Below are 12,411 nucleotides of genomic sequence, written 5' to 3' on the forward strand. Positions count from 1 at the left end.
TCGCCCGTCGCCCGTGCCTCGGGCCACGTTCACCCCTGCCCGGCAGCGTGAGGCCCGATCCGCACGCGACCGGAAGGGACCGCCATGCACGAGACCGGGCGACCACGCAGAAAGCTCCTCCAGTCGGCGGCTGCCGTGACGACGGCGGCGCTGCTGCTCACCACGTGGATGACGTCGACGTCGGGAGCGGCCGCCGCCGGCACCGACCCCGGCGTCCCGGCGGCGAAGGACCGCCCCGCGGGCGAGGCGTCCGCGCCGGTCCTCGTGCCGGACGACGGCGACTACCTCGAGGGCGTCGTCACCGTGGCGGCCACCCCGACGGCGCCCGGCGCGAGCGTCGCGGAGCTGCGGATGGACGGCGCCGTCGTCCCGGGTGCCACCGCGACGACGGGCACGTCCGCGCTCCGGTTCGACGTGGGCAGCAACTCGGCCGACCGGTCGTTCGGCAACTGGTTCGAGGTCAACGGCCACCGCATCGACCAGCCCGAGACGTGGGCGGGCGAGCGTGCCACCCTCGAGATCCCGAACGAGTACCTGACCGCCGGCGAGAACGTGGTCGAGATCTTCGCCGGCCCCAAGGAGAACACCTCCTGCGGCACCAACCACGACGACTTCGTCCTGTCGAACCTCACGCTCGAGCTCCTCGGCGAGACCGCCGACGGCGAGGAGAACGCGTACACGTACGACTTCGGGGACGGGAGCTGCGGCTCCAGCACGTCGAAGGTGCTCAGCGCGGAGCTGAGCTTCTTCGTGCAGACGGACCCGCAGTCCACCACGGGCCTGACGGCCGAGCTCGACACGACGGCGCTCGGCAACGGCACCCACGAGCTCTCCGCCCGCACTGCGGCGGGCGCCGCGACCACCCACACCGTGACGGTGAACAACGCCCCGACCGGTGCCCCGAGCCTCACCCCGCTGGACGGGACGCTCGCCCACGGCATCGTGCCGGTCGTCGCGGCGGCCCGGGCGGGCGGCGAGGGCGGCGTCGCGGACCTGACGCTCGACGGCGAGGCGCCGCCCGCGGCCGAGCACCTCGGCGGCGGCGCGGCGACGTTCTCGTTCGACGTCGGCTCCAACTCGATCGACGACGGCTACCACGACTTCCTGCGGGTCAACGGGCACCGCGTCGAGCTGGGCGGGGACTGGGCCGACGAGCGCGTCGACGTCACCCTGCCCGGCAGCATCCTGGTCCCGGGCGAGAACACGATCGAGGTCGTCACCGGCGACCGCGGCTCCTCCTGCGGCGTCAACCGGGACGACTTCACGATCTCCGGCCTGGCGCTCGTGCACGACGGCGAGCCGGTCCCCGGCGACGCGGCCGACCGGTACGTGATGGGCGACGGCAGCTGCGGGTCGAACGACGCGCTGCGCGAGGTGTCGCTCACGTACACGATCGACGCCCCGGCGGTCACCCTGGCCGACTCGCTCGGCGCGGGCGACGCGACGCTCGCGTTCGACGTCGGCTCGAACTCGATGGAGGCCCGATACCACTCGTACCTGCTGGTCAACGGGCACCGCGTGGACCTGGACGAGGAGGACCACGTCTCCGAGCGGGTCGAGGTCACGGTGCCGAACCAGTGGCTGCTGGCGGGCTGGAACCGGGTCGACGTGATCGCCGGGACCCTGCACGACACCTCGTGCGGCGACAACCGCGACGACTTCGCGCTGTCCGCGCCCGAGCTGATCCCCGCCGAGGGCACGGCCACGCACGCGAGCATGCGCGCCACCCACACCATGGGCGACGGCAGCTGCGGGTCCAGCGTGAACCCGGAGGTCGAGGCCGACTGGAACTTCCACGTCGACGCGCCGGCGCGCGGCCTGCTCGCGCAGGTCCGCACGGCCGAGCTGGCCGACGGCGAGCACACCCTGGCGGCGACGTCGGCCACCGGCGAGGTCGCCACTCGCACGATCGTCACCGACAACAGCGGCCCCGCCGTCACCGCGAGCACGCCCGCGGACGGGGGCCGGATCACCACGAGCGTGCCCCTGGCCGTGGAGCTCGAGGACGCCTCAGGCGTGGTCGACGGCCCGCACGTGACGCTCGACGGCGCCGCCATCGTCGTCGGCGACCCGGTCGGGCCCGGCCTCTCGGCGGGCGAGCACACCGTGGAGGTCACCGCGACGGACGGGCTCGGCAACGAGTCCACCCGGGAGGTCACGTTCACCAGCGCCGGGATCCCCGACGTGCCTGCCGCCGTCGCCCCGGCCTCCGGGACGCAGGACGTGCAGGCGCCGGTCACGCTGTCGGCCACCGTGAGCGAGCCGGACGACGGCGACGTGACCACCGTGTTCACGCGGGCCGAGGCGCTGACGCCGAAGGCCGCGTGGCAGGGGGAGGCGGACGCCGTGCCCACCACGCTGCGGGTCCCGGGGGAGCAGCGCGTCCGCCAGGCCCGTCGGCTCGCGCCAGGGGACGGGCAGAGCGTGGCGTCGCCGTCGTCGGCGGAGGTCACCTACCAGCGGTTCGACGTCCCCGTGCGCGGCAAGGCCACCGAGCCCGTGCTGCGCTGGGAGGGCACGGCCGACCCGGCGCGCCTGGTCACCCTGCACGCCTGGGACGCGGACGACGAGGCGTGGGACGTCCTGGCCACCCGGCGCGGCGCCGCCGACGGCGACACCACGCTCGAGGCCGCCGTCCGGCCGGAGCACGTCACCGGCGGCACGGTCCACGCCATGGTCACGGGGACCGACCCGTTCGCCGACGACATCGACCCGGGCGACCACGACAGGTTCGCCGACCCGGACGACTACGACTTCTCGATGGTCCACTACACCGACACGCAGTACCTCTCCGAGGGGGCTGTCGAGGGAGCCACCGAGAAGGAGCGCCGGACCTGGGCGGGCGCCTACACCGGCGTCATGGACTGGATCGTCGACAACGCCGAGGAGCGCAAGATCGCCTACGTCGCGCACACCGGCGACATCATCGAGAACAACATCCGTGCGATCCCCCCGGAGCTGGAGGACCAGGTCGCCGGCGAGCTCGAGTTCGCGTCCGCGGCGCAGGGGCGCATCGACGCCGCAGGGATCCCGAACGGGGTCGTGGCGGGCAACCACGACAACCGGTCCGGCCAGGACCCGACCCTGTACGACGAGCACTTCGGGCCGGACCGGTACGAGGCGCTCTCGAGCTCCTGGGAGAACGCCACCTACGGCGGCACCATGACGCCGGGGTCCAACGAGAACCACTACGACCTGTTCACCGCCGGCGGCCTCGACTTCGTGGTGGTGGGGCTGAGCTACGGCGTCACGCGGGACGAGGCCGAGTGGGCGGCGTCGATCTTCCAGCGCTACGGCGACCGCAACGGCATCCTGCTCACGCACGACTACCTGGAGCCCTCCACATCCCCGGACGGGCGCGGCGCGAACCTCGGCGGGTCGGACGGGCCGCTCCTGTACGACCTGCTGGTGCGGGACAACGACAACGTGTTCCTCGTGCTCGCCGGGCACCGGCACGGCGTGGGCACGAACGTCCGCCCGCCGGCGGTGGGCGACATCGGGCACGGCGTCGTGGAGCTCCTCGCCGACTACCAGTTCTACACGGTGCGGGCGGACCGCCTCGGGCTGGGCTCGGTGGGGTACGACCCCGCGACGCGGCTGCGGTTCGGGGCGTCCTTCTTCCGGATGCTCCAGTTCGACGTCGACGCCGGCGAGATGCACGTCGACACGTACTCGCCGCTCCTGGACGAGTTCGGCGCGACCGAGTACGACGAGGACGGGAGGTTCGACGGACGCGAGGACGACATGGTCCTGCCGGTCGACCTGACCAGCCGCACCACCAGCGTCGAGACCGGTGCCGTGGTGCTGTACGACCCGGTCGAGGAGATCGGACGCGACACGGTGGCCTCGGGCGGGACGGCGCGCGTGGAGTGGGCCGGCCGGCTGCGGCCCGGCCGCACCTACGCGTGGTTCGCGACGGCGGAGACCGCCGGCGGGGGCCGCGCGACGGCCTCGCCGTCGTGGTTCACGACGGCCGGGCAGTGATCCGTCGCCTCGTTCCGGTGGGCCTGGCGGCGGCGACCCTCGTCGCCGTCGCCGGCCCCGCCGCCGCGCACGACGCCACGTCCGACGTGTACGCGGACGTCTCCGGGACGACGGCGTCAGCGGGCGAGGGTGCGGATTCCGACGTGCACGCGACGCTCGACCTCGAGTACGACCTGCTCATGAAGTCCGCCTGGCTGCGGGCCGACGCCTACGAGGTGGCGGGGCGCGCGGCGCAGCTCGCGAAGCTCGACGAGTACGAGGGCGACGTCGACCGGTACGTGACCGGGCGGTTCGAGGTCGCCTACGACGGCGAGCCGTGCGCTCCGTCGCTGCGCGGCACGGACGTCGTCGAGCGCGGCGGGACGATGTACGCCTCGCTCGACTACGCGTTCGCGTGCGACGGCGAGCCCGGGCGGGCGCACCGGGTGACCAGTGCGCTCTTCCCGGACCAGGAGTCGTTCGTGCACTCCACCGAGACGCTGGTGCGCTACGACCTCGACGGGGAGCGGGGGTCCGCGGTGCTCACCGTGGACGCCCCTGCGCTGGTCACGGGGGAGCGGCAGGTCGCGGCACGGCTCGGGTCGTTCTTCCTGCTCGGGGCCGAGCACCTGCTCCTCGGGCCGGACCACGTGCTGTTCCTGCTCGCGCTCCTGGTCGGGGTGCGGCGGCTGCGGGACGTCGTGCTGCTGGCGACCGGGTTCACCGTGGCGCACTCGGCGACCTTCCTGCTCGCCGCGCTCGGGCTGATGGCCGTACCGGCGACCGTCATCGAGCCGGTGATCGCGGCGTCCATCGCGGTCGTCGCGGGCATGGACCTGGCCGGGCTGTGGCGCGCCGGGCCCTGGGTGCCGGCCGGCGGTGACCCGGTCGGGCTGCGCGACGCGCTGCGCCGGTCCCGGCCGGCGGGGAAGAGGGGGACCCGATGGGACCGGTGGAGGCTGCCCGTGGTCGTCGCGTTCGGGCTGGTGCACGGGCTCGGCTTCGCCGGGGCCCTCGGGATCGACGCGGCCTGGTCCTGGGACCTGCTGTGGTCGCTGCTCGCCTTCAACGCCGGGATCGAGGCGGCCCAGCTCGCGCTCGTCGCGCTGCTCTTCCCGCTGCTGGCGCTCCTGCGGTCCCGCGCGCCGCGCACAGCGCGGTGGACCGTGACCGCCGGGACCGCGGCGATCGCCCTCGTGGCACTCTGGTGGACGGCGGAGCGCCTGGTCCAGGCGGGCTGAGTCGCGGCGGCGCCGGGTCGGACCCGCCGGGTCCCGCTCGCGGGGTTCGCCACGGCTGTCTAGGGTCGGGCACTGTGAACGACCAGGTCCGACGCGCGGGCGAGCGCGCAGTGCAGCTGAACGAGCGCGTCAAGGACCTGCGGGTGATGCGGTCGTTCAAGTGGTACTCGGACCGGCGCGGCGCGCTGCTGTGCGGCGGCATCGCCTACACCGCGATCTTCTCCCTGTTCGCGGCCCTGGCGATCGGGTTCACGTTCTTCTCCGTGACCCTCGGCAGGCGCCCCGAGCTGCAGGAGGCGGTGTTCGCGCAGATCGACACCTGGCTGCCGGGGCTGATCGGCACGGACAAGGGCGACATCCTCAGCCCGGACGATCTCATCCTGCCCTCGGCGCTCACCCTGCCGAACGTCATCGCCGTCGTCGTGCTGCTGTTCTCCGCGATCGGGTTCATGCGGGCGCTGCGTGTCTCGGTGCGCTCCATGTTCGACCAGCCCGTCGTCGGGGTCAGCCCCGTGCTGTCGAAGGTGTGGGAGCTGGCGGGGTTCGCGCTGCTCGGGGCGATGGTGCTGGCGTCGGCGGCGGCGAGCATCCTGTCCCAGACGATCACCCGGCAGGTCACCGCCTGGTTCGGCGACTCGATGCTGCTGGCGCGCACGCTGAGCCTGGGCACGCTGGCGTTCGGGGTCCTCCTGGACGCGCTGCTCGTGTTCCTCGTGATCCGGGTGGTGGCCCGCGTGCGTCCGCGGCGCGGCCGCGACTTCCTGGTGGGCTGCCTGGTGGCCGGCGTCGTCGCCGGCGTGCTGCGCTGGGCGGGGACGTCGATCGTCACGGCGAGCGCGACGGACAACCCCATCCTCGGGTCGTTCGCGGCGCTGGTCACCGTGCTCGTGCTCGTGAACTTCATCGCCCGGGTGCTGCTGCTGGTGTGCGCGTGGATCTACGACCCGCCGCGCCTCGACGAGCTCGCCCACGCGGAGGACGAGGTCGCCGCGCGGCGGGACGCCGAGGAGATCGACCGCGTGGTGCGCCGCGGTCAGGGGGCCGGAAAGCCGTGGAGCCCCGTCGTCCGTGGGGTACGACGGGGCTCCTACGGCCTGCGTGAGGAGAGCGTCAGAACGCGCGCGTGATCATCGCGCGCTTGACCTCCTGGATCGCCTTGGTCACCTCGATGCCGCGCGGGCAGGCCTCGGTGCAGTTGAAGGTCGTGCGGCAGCGCCACACGCCCTCCTTGTCGTTGAGGATCTCCAGGCGCTGCGTGGCGCCCTCGTCGCGCGAGTCGAAGATGAACCGGTGCGCGTTGACGATCGCGGCCGGGCCGAAGTACTGCCCGTCCGTCCAGAACACCGGGCAGGACGACGTGCACGCGGCGCACAGGATGCACTTGGTGGTGTCGTCGAACCGCTCGCGGTCCTCGGCCGACTGCAGCCGCTCCCGGCTCGGCTCGTTCCCCGAGGTGATGAGGAACGGCATGATCTCGCGATAGGAGGCGAAGAACGGCTCCATGTCGACCACGAGGTCCTTGATCACGGGCAGGCCCTTGATGGGCTCCACGGTGATCGGCTTGTCCGGGTTGACGTCCTTGAGCAGAGTCTTGCAGGCGAGGCGGTTGCGGCCGTTGATCCGCATCGCGTCCGACCCGCACACGCCGTGCGCGCAGGACCGCCGGAAGGTCAGTGACCCGTCCTGCTCCCACTTGATCTTGTGCAGGGCGTCGAGGACGCGGTCGGTGCCGTGGGCGGTGACCGTGAACTCGTCCCAGACCGACTCCTCGCCGTGCTCCGACTCGGGGTTGTACCGGCGCACGCGCAGCGTGACGTCGAAGGTCGACACGGCGCCGGCCTCGGGCTTCGGCGACTCCGTCGCGGGGTTCTCGAGTACAGCAGTCATCAGTACTTCCGCTCCATCGGCTCGTAGCGCGTCTGGGTGACGGGCTTGGACCCCAGGACGACCTTGTAGTCCCCGAAGTCCTCGACGTGGTCGAAGTAGCCCGGGACGTGCCCGTCACCGGCGTCGGGGGCCGACGTCGGACGGCGGTACGCCATCGTGTGCAGCATGTAGTTCGCGTCGTCGCGGTTCGGGAAGTCCTCCCGGTAGTGCCCGCCGCGCGACTCCTTGCGGTTGAGCGCGGCGACGACGGTCACCTCGGCGATGTCGAGCAGGAAGCCGAGCTCGATGGCCTCGAGGAGGTCGGTGTTGAACAGCTTGCCCTTGTCCTGCACGGACACGTTGCGGTATCGCTTCTGCAGCTCGCGGATGTCCGCGAGGGCCTCGTTGAGCGACTCGCCGGTGCGGAAGACCTGCGCGTTGGCGTCCATGGTCTCCTGCAGGGCGCGGCGGACGTCGGCCACGCGCTCGCCCTCGGGGCGGTCGCGCATCTCCGACAACTGCGCCTCGACGCGGGCGGTCGGGTGCTCCGGCAGGTCGGGGTGGCGCTCGACCGTCTTCGCGTACGCGGCGGCCGACCGGCCTGCACGCTTGCCGAACACGTTGATGTCGAGCAGCGAGTTGGTGCCCAGGCGGTTCGACCCGTGCACGGACACGCACGCCACCTCGCCGGCCGCGTACAGGCCCTTGACGACGTTGTGGCTGTCGCGCAGCACCTCGCCGGCGACGTTGGTCGGCACGCCGCCCATCGCGTAGTGCGCGGTGGGGTACACGGGCACCGGCTCGGTGTACGGCTCGATGCCGAGGTAGGTGCGCGCGAACTCGGTGATGTCCGGGAGCTTGGCGTCGATGTGCGCCGGTTCCAGGTGCGTCAGGTCGAGCAGCACGTAGTCCTTGTTCGGGCCGGCGCCGCGCCCCTCGCGCACCTCGTTGGCCATCGACCGGGCGACGATGTCGCGCGGCGCGAGGTCCTTGATGGTGGGGGCGTAGCGCTCCATGAAGCGCTCGCCCTCGGAGTTGCGCAGGATGCCGCCCTCGCCGCGCGCGGCCTCCGACAGCAGGATGCCCAGGCCGGCCAGGCCCGTCGGGTGGAACTGGAAGAACTCCATGTCCTCCAGCGGCAGGCCGCGGCGGTAGGCCAGCGCCATCCCGTCGCCGGTGAGCGTGTGCGCGTTCGACGTGGTCTTGAAGATCTTCCCGGCGCCGCCCGTGGCGAAGATGATCGCCTTGGCCTGGAAGACGTGGATCTCGCCGGAGGCGAGGTCGTAGGCCACCACGCCGGTCGCGTTGACCTCGGCGCCGTCCTCGATGTCCTCGGTGGTGAGGTCGTGGTCGGTGATGAGGTCGAGCACGTAGAACTCGTTGTAGAACTCCACGTCCTGCTTCACGCAGTTCTGGTACAGCGTCTGCAGGATCATGTGCCCGGTGCGGTCCGCCGCGTAGCAGGCGCGGCGCACCGCTGCCTGCCCGTGCTCGCGGGTGTGGCCGCCGAAGCGCCGCTGGTCGATCCGGCCCTCGGGCGTGCGGTTGAACGGCAGGCCCATCTTCTCCAGGTCCAGGACGGAGTCGATGGCCTCCTTGGCGAGGATCTCCGCCGCGTCCTGGTCGACCAGGTAGTCACCGCCCTTGACGGTGTCGAAGGTGTGCCACTCCCAGTTGTCCTCCTCGACGTTCGCGAGGGCGGCGGCCATCCCGCCCTGCGCGGCGCCGGTGTGGGAACGGGTGGGGTACAGCTTGGAGATGACGGCGGTGCGGGCCTCGCCGGAGGCCTCGAGCGCCGCGCGCATGCCGGCGCCGCCTGCGCCGACGATGACGACGTCGTACTGGTGTGTCTGCATCGGGGGAGCCAGTCCTTAGTTCGCGGAGCAGATCGACGGCAGGAGGTCGGCCGGTGCGCCCGCGGGGCACGGGTCGAAGGTGAAGATGACGAGCGTGCCGAGCACGACGACGATCGTGAACGCCAGGTAGAGCAGCACCTTGAGCACGCCGCGCGTGGCGTCGCGCTGGGCGTAGTCGTTGATGATGGTGCGCACGCCGTTGGTCCCGTGGAACATGGCGAGCCACAGCATGAGCAGGTCCCAGATCTGCCAGAACGGCGAGGCCCACTTGCCCGCGACGAAGCCGAAGTCGATCGCGTGCACGCCCTCGCCGACCATGAGGTTGACGAACAGGTGCCCGAAGATCAGCACGAGGAGCAGCACGCCCGAGGCGCGCATGAACACCCAGCTGTACAGCTCGAAGTTGCCGCGGGTGGTCTTGCGGCGCGCGTACGGCGAGCGGGGCTCGGCGATCACGGCGGGTGCGGTGGAGCCGGGCTGCGTCGTGGCCATCAGTGCCCACCTCCGAAGACGTTCATCAGGTGCCGGGGCAGGAAGCCGGCCATCGTCACGACGAACAGGCCGAGGACGACCCACAGCATGACCCTCTGGTAGCGCGGGCCCTTGGCCCAGAAGTCCACGAGGGCGATGCGGATGCCGTTGAAGGCGTGGAAGACGATCGCGGCGACGAGGCCGGCCTCCCCGAGCCCCATGATCGGCGTCTGGTACGTCCCGATGACGGCGTCGTAGGCCTCGGGGGAGACCCGCACGAGCGCCGTGTCGAGGACGTGCACGAGCAGGAAGAAGAAGATGAGCACGCCGGTCACGCGATGCGCGACCCACGACCACATGCCTTCACGGCCGCGGTAGAGCGTGCCAGCGGGTGCTGTGGGCACGGGGGAAGCCTCCGTTGGCGGATTCTGTGTGGGTTCCGTTCGGGATCACTGTAGTGACATCCGGTCGTGTCGTGATGCACCGGGGCCGACAAACCGGCACGACCTCGGGCCTTTCGTGACTGATCCCACAGCCGAGACGTCGTCCCCGTGCGCTGCGTCACTATCATGCCCCCATGAGTGCCGCCGCCCCTCCCGACGTACCGGTCCCCGGTTTTCACGCGATCGTCCCGGCGGGAGGGGCCGGCACCCGGCTGTGGCCGCTCTCGCGGGCGTCGTCGCCCAAGTTCCTGCACGACCTCACCGGCGCCGGCCGCACGCTGCTGCAGGGCACGGTGGACCGGCTGCGGCCGCTCACCGGCCCGGGCGGGGTCGTCCTCGTCACCGGGGCGGGCCACGTGGACGCCGCCCGCGCCCAGCTGCCGGAGCTCTCGGACGCCGAGGTGCTGGCCGAGCCGTCGCCCCGCGACTCGATGGCGGCGATCGGGCTGGCCGCCGCCGTGCTGCAGCGCCGCCACGGCGACGTCGTGGTCGGCTCGTTCGCGGCCGACCAGGTGGTCTCCGGCGCGGCGGCGTTCGACGCCGCCGTCCGCGAGGCGGCCGCCGCCGCGCACGAGGGGTACGTCGCCACGATCGGCATCGCGGCCTCGCGCCCCTCGGTCGCGTTCGGGTACGTGCGCAGCGGCGATCCGCTCGGCGTGGCGGGCGCCCCGAGCGCCCTGCACGCCCGCGGCTTCACCGAGAAGCCCGACGCCGCGACGGCGCGCGAGTACGTCGCCTCGGGCGAGTACCGGTGGAACGCCGGGATCTTCGTGTCCCGCACGTCGGTGCTGCTCGACCACCTGGCCCGCCTGCGTCCCGCGCTGCACGACGGCCTGCGCGAGATCGCCGCAGCGTGGGACACCCCGGAGCGGGACGCCGTCATGGACGCCGTCTGGCCCGGGCTGGAGAAGATCGCGATCGACCACGCGGTCGCGGAGCCCGTGGCCGCCACCGGCGGGGTCGCCGTCGTGCCCGGCACCTTCGGGTGGGACGACGTCGGCGACTTCAACTCCCTCGCGGCCCTGCTGCCCGCGGACGACGACGCCGGCTCCAAGGTGCTGTCGACCGAGCACGGCGACGCGGGCGACGTGCTGCGCGTGCAGTCGGCCGGCTCGGTCGTGGTGCCCGCCGGCGACCGGGTCGTCGCCCTCCTGGGCATCGACGACGTCGTCGTCGTCGACACCCCGGACGCCCTGCTCGTCACCACGCGCGCGCGGGCGCAGCAGGTGCGGCAGATGGTCGACACCGTGCGGGCGAGCGGTCGGGAGGACCTGCTGTGAGCGCCGCCGCGAGCACCCCGGGGGACGCGGGGGCGCGGCTCGACGCCCTCGTCGCCACGCTGGCGGGCGAGCTCGTCGAGATCCGGCGCGACCTGCACGCGCACCCGGAGCTGGCGGGCGAGGAGGTGCGTACCACCACGCTCGTCGCGGACCGGCTGCGCCGCGCCGGCCTGCGGCCGCAGCTGCTGGACGGCACCGGCCTGGTCTGCGACGTCGGACCCGAGCCGGCCGACGGCCAGGTCGAACCGAGGGGCCGGGTGGCGTTGCGCGCCGACATCGACGCCCTGCCGCTGGAGGACTCCTGCGGCACCGGCTTCGAGTCCACCACCCCCGGCGTCGCGCACGCCTGCGGCCACGACGTGCACACGGCCGTCGTCCTCGGTGCCGGGCTGGCGCTCGCGGCCCTGCACGCCGAGGGGCGGCTCGACGTCGGGGTCCGGCTCGTGTTCCAGCCTGCCGAGGAGGTCATGAACGCCGGGGCGCACGACGTCGTCGCCCAGGGCGTGCTGGACGGCGTGGAGCGCATCGCGGCGGTGCACTGCGAGCCGAAGCTCGACGTCGGGCGGGTCGGCACCCGGATCGGGCCGATCACCTCGGCCTCCGACACGGTCACCGTCACCCTGTCCTCCGGCGGCGGCCACACCTCCCGGCCGCACCTCACGGGCGACGTCGTGTACGCGCTCGGGCAGGTCATCACGCAGGTCCCCGCCGTGCTGGGGCGGCGCCTCGACCCGAGGTCGGGCGTCAACCTGACCTGGGGCGCGGTGCACGCCGGCCGCACCTACAACGCGATCCCCGCGACCGGCGTCGTCAGCGGCACCCTGCGCTGCCTCGACGTGCGCGCCTGGGAGCGGGCGGGCCAGGTGCTGCACGACGCCGTGGAGCAGGTCGTGGCGCCCTACGACGTGGACGTGAGCGTCCGCCATGCGCGCGGCGTGCCGCCGGTCGACAACGACGCGGTGGTCACGGGGGCGCTGGAGGCGGCAGGGGCGGCGGTCCTCGGCGCCGACGGCGTCGTGCTCACCGAGCAGTCGCTCGGCGGGGAGGACTTCGCCTGGTACCTCACCAAGGTGCCGGGCGCCATGGCCCGCCTCGGCACCGGGACGCCGGGGCAGCGGCGGTACGACATCCACCAGGGCGACCTCGTCGTCGACGAGCGGGCGATCGCCTACGGGGCCAGGCTGCTGGCCCGCTTCGTGCTCGAGCCCGTGGGGGCCCCGGCGCCCACGGTGTGAGACGCCCCGTGAGATCTCACATGTTGATACCGCTTCGATAACGACTGTCCCGTCGG

9 protein-coding genes are annotated in these 12,411 nt (G+C 72.7%); 5 read left to right on the plus strand and 4 right to left on the minus strand.

Going from position 1 to position 12,411, the window contains the following annotated elements; genetic code table 11:
* The first annotated feature begins 84 nt into the window (after positions 1-84).
* From EYB28_RS07620 to EYB28_RS07630, 3 genes are all read left to right on the plus strand, one after another.
* Positions 85-3,984: a metallophosphoesterase gene (locus EYB28_RS07620; protein ID WP_166846261.1), complete on the plus strand. Its 3,900-nt coding sequence runs from the start codon at positions 85-87 to the stop codon at positions 3,982-3,984.
* Entirely contained in the window at positions 3,981-5,204 is a 1,224-nt protein-coding gene (locus EYB28_RS07625) for a HupE/UreJ family protein (protein WP_166846263.1), read from the plus strand. The genes EYB28_RS07620 and EYB28_RS07625 overlap by 4 nt, the downstream gene beginning before the upstream one ends.
* 74 nt (positions 5,205-5,278) lie before the next feature.
* A complete protein-coding gene (locus EYB28_RS07630; RefSeq protein WP_240930432.1) occupies positions 5,279-6,331 on the plus strand; it encodes a YihY/virulence factor BrkB family protein in 1,053 nt (350 codons plus the stop codon).
* On the opposite strand, the gene EYB28_RS07635 is transcribed toward EYB28_RS07630, so the two are convergent.
* From EYB28_RS07635 to sdhC, 4 genes are read right to left on the minus strand one after another with little or no spacing between them, the layout of a single operon-like run.
* Positions 6,315-7,091 (minus strand): succinate dehydrogenase iron-sulfur subunit, encoded by a 777-nt coding sequence (locus EYB28_RS07635; RefSeq protein WP_166846265.1) that lies wholly within the window; start codon positions 7,089-7,091, stop codon positions 6,315-6,317. The genes EYB28_RS07630 and EYB28_RS07635 overlap by 17 nt on opposite strands.
* Positions 7,091-8,926, minus strand: coding sequence for a succinate dehydrogenase flavoprotein subunit (sdhA, locus tag EYB28_RS07640; RefSeq protein ID WP_166846268.1), 1,836 nt, complete (start codon positions 8,924-8,926; stop codon positions 7,091-7,093). Before sdhA ends, EYB28_RS07635 begins: the two co-directional genes overlap by 1 nt.
* A 15-nt stretch (positions 8,927-8,941) precedes the next feature.
* Complete coding sequence (locus EYB28_RS07645; protein ID WP_166846271.1) at positions 8,942-9,418, minus strand: succinate dehydrogenase hydrophobic membrane anchor subunit; 477 nt, start codon at positions 9,416-9,418, stop codon at positions 8,942-8,944.
* The gene (gene sdhC / locus EYB28_RS07650) at positions 9,418-9,801 is read right to left on the minus strand and encodes a succinate dehydrogenase, cytochrome b556 subunit (protein WP_166846274.1); all 384 of its coding nucleotides are present in this window, start codon (positions 9,799-9,801) and stop codon (positions 9,418-9,420) included. Before sdhC ends, EYB28_RS07645 begins: the two co-directional genes overlap by 1 nt.
* 173 nt (positions 9,802-9,974) lie before the next feature.
* On the opposite strand from sdhC, the gene EYB28_RS07655 reads away from it, so the two are divergent.
* Together EYB28_RS07655 and EYB28_RS07660 are read left to right on the plus strand one after the other, a co-directional pair.
* Complete coding sequence (locus tag EYB28_RS07655; RefSeq protein ID WP_166846277.1) at positions 9,975-11,120, plus strand: mannose-1-phosphate guanylyltransferase; 1,146 nt, start codon at positions 9,975-9,977, stop codon at positions 11,118-11,120.
* Positions 11,117-12,355 carry an amidohydrolase gene (locus tag EYB28_RS07660; RefSeq protein WP_166846279.1) on the plus strand — a complete coding sequence of 413 codons (1,239 nt, stop codon included), beginning with the start codon at positions 11,117-11,119 and terminating at the stop codon, positions 12,353-12,355. The genes EYB28_RS07655 and EYB28_RS07660 overlap by 4 nt, the downstream gene beginning before the upstream one ends.
* Positions 12,356-12,411: the final 56 nt, after the last annotated feature.

The organism is Isoptericola sp. BMS4, from assembly GCF_011634835.1.
GTDB lineage: Bacteria > Actinomycetota > Actinomycetes > Actinomycetales > Cellulomonadaceae > Isoptericola.

Coding starts and splice junctions, on each gene's coding strand:
- EYB28_RS07645 (WP_166846271.1), bottom strand. CDS start 9,418: ATGGCCACGACGCAGCCCGGCTCCACCGCACCCGCCGTGATCGCCGAG.
- EYB28_RS07635 (WP_166846265.1), bottom strand. CDS start 7,091: ATGACTGCTGTACTCGAGAACCCCGCGACGGAGTCGCCGAAGCCCGAG.
- sdhA (WP_166846268.1), bottom strand. CDS start 8,926: ATGCAGACACACCAGTACGACGTCGTCATCGTCGGCGCAGGCGGCGCC.
- EYB28_RS07620 (WP_166846261.1), top strand. CDS start 85: ATGCACGAGACCGGGCGACCACGCAGAAAGCTCCTCCAGTCGGCGGCT.
- EYB28_RS07655 (WP_166846277.1), top strand. CDS start 9,975: ATGAGTGCCGCCGCCCCTCCCGACGTACCGGTCCCCGGTTTTCACGCG.